General features: G+C 71.0%; 2 protein-coding genes and 1 pseudogene. All 3 read left to right on the top strand.

Annotation, left to right across the window (positions count from 1 at the left end; all coding sequences use genetic code 11):
* Positions 1–301, top strand: a pseudogene (locus tag ACYVE9_RS24960) (hypothetical protein); the annotation flags it as partial.
* 62 nt (positions 302–363) lie between these two features.
* Positions 364–1,203 (top strand): sigma-70 family RNA polymerase sigma factor, encoded by an 840-nt coding sequence (locus tag ACYVE9_RS24955; protein ID WP_461030158.1) that lies wholly within the window; start codon positions 364–366, stop codon positions 1,201–1,203.
* On the top strand, positions 1,200–1,577 hold the full coding sequence (gene rsrA, locus ACYVE9_RS24950; protein WP_461030157.1) for a mycothiol system anti-sigma-R factor: 378 nt from the start codon (positions 1,200–1,202) through the stop codon (positions 1,575–1,577). The genes ACYVE9_RS24955 and rsrA overlap by 4 nt, the downstream gene beginning before the upstream one ends.
* Positions 1,578–1,930: the final 353 nt, after the last annotated feature.

Genomic DNA, 1,930 nt, shown 5'->3' with positions numbered 1-1,930 from the left:
GGCCGAGGAGCTGACGGCGGCCGGCGTGCCGGTCCTGGTCGTGCAGGGCGGCCGGGACCCGTTCGGCCGTCCCGACGAGTTCCCGACGCTGCCGCCGGACGGCTCCGCCCTCGTCGAAGTGCCGTACGCCGACCACGGCTTCGCGGTGCCCAAGCGGCTGCCGAAGGCGGCCGCGACAGCCGGTGGAGGTGCCGGTGGAGGTGCCGGTGGCTCTTCCGCGCGGCCCGCGCCACTGCTCGGTCAGGAGGAGGCGCTCGGCCTGCTCGCCGGTCGCGTGGACGCGTGGCTGCACCGGGAATGACGCGGCGGCTCGTCTTGTTGTGCGGGGTGTCGGTACGACTTGATGGAGAGGGAGCCACCCTTATGGGTTCAGTCGCTTGCCCGCAGCGCCCCCAGGCCGCAGAGCTGGACTGGGCCACGCTTGCGCTGGCCGGCGCGGGCCGGCCTCAGGCGGCGGAGGGAGCGGATCGTCGTCTATTCTCCGTTTCGAGCGGGTCCGCTCTCGGGCTCGCCACCGCAACGGAGGAGGTGGGTACGGTCGCCGGGACCGAGGACCGTTCGGACAGCGCCCCGCAGGAGACCGACGCCGAGCGCAACGCGCGCTTCGAGCGCGACGCACTCGGCTTTCTCGGCCAGATGTACTCAGCGGCGCTCCGCATGACGCGCAATCCGGCCGACGCCGAGGACCTCGTGCAGGAGACCTACGCCAAGGCGTACGGCTCGTTCCACCAGTTCCGCGAGGGCACCAACCTCAAGGCGTGGCTGTACCGCATCCTCACCAACACGTTCATCAACTCCTACCGCAAGAAGCAGCGTGAGCCGCAGCGCAGCGCCGCCGAGGAGATCGAGGACTGGCAGCTGGCCAGGGCCGAGTCGCACATGTCGACGGGGCTGCGCTCCGCCGAGTCGCAGGCGCTGGACCACCTCCCGGACTCGGACGTGAAGGAGGCGCTCCAGGCCATCCCGGAGGAGTTCCGGATCGCCGTCTACCTGGCGGATGTCGAGGGCTTTGCCTACAAGGAGATCGCCGACATCATGGGTACGCCCATCGGTACGGTGATGTCCCGGCTGCACCGTGGGCGCCGCCAACTGCGGGACATGCTGGAGGGCTACGCCCGCGACCGGGGGCTGGCGCCCGCCGGTGCGCCGGCCGGCTCCGGCTCGTCCGACGCGTCGCACAACGGGAAAGGCTCGGGTTCATGAGCTGCGGAGACCCTCACGAGACCGACTGCTCCGAGGTCCTGGACCACCTCTACGAGTACCTCGACCAGGAGATGCCCGACGGTGACCGCGAGAAGCTCGCCGAACACTTCGACGAGTGCTCGCCCTGCCTGGAGAAGTACGGGCTGGAACAGGCCGTCAAGAAGCTCGTCAAGCGATGCTGCGGCCACGACGACGTGCCGGCCGACCTCCGCTCCAAGGTGATGGGCCGGATCGACCTCATCCGGGCCGGCGAGGCGGTGCCGGACCAGGCCGTGCTGGACACCGCCGGGTACACCCACGGCGCCCCCGACACGGGCACCGCCGACGAGGAGTCGGTGGGCGGCACCCAGGCCGCCCGCAGGAACCTGACGTGACCTGAGCGGGTCCGACGTCCTGAGCCGGTCCGACGTCCGGAGCGGGTCCGACGCCTGAGCCGGTCCGGCACCTGAGCCGGTCCGACGACGAACGCCCGCCGCCGGGCCCGAGCCGAACGGTCGACAGCACGCCCGGCGGCGTCCGGACGCCATCCGGCAGTCACCTGAAGTTCACCCGAAGGGGTTAACCGGTGGCAGTGATGACCAACCAATAACCGGATAAGCCCGCTTCTGACCGCCCGGCGCTCCTATTCTCCCGACGCGGGAGACGAAGGGGTGCGCTATGCGGGGACGGCCGCTGCCGTGGAGTGCCAGGTTCTACATCGGCGCCGCCACGGTCGCCGCGGCGGCCT

The organism is Streptomyces sparsus, from assembly GCF_054776295.1.
The sequence above is the reverse complement of the archived record's forward strand: the minus strand, read 5'-3'. Positions and strand labels throughout refer to the sequence as shown.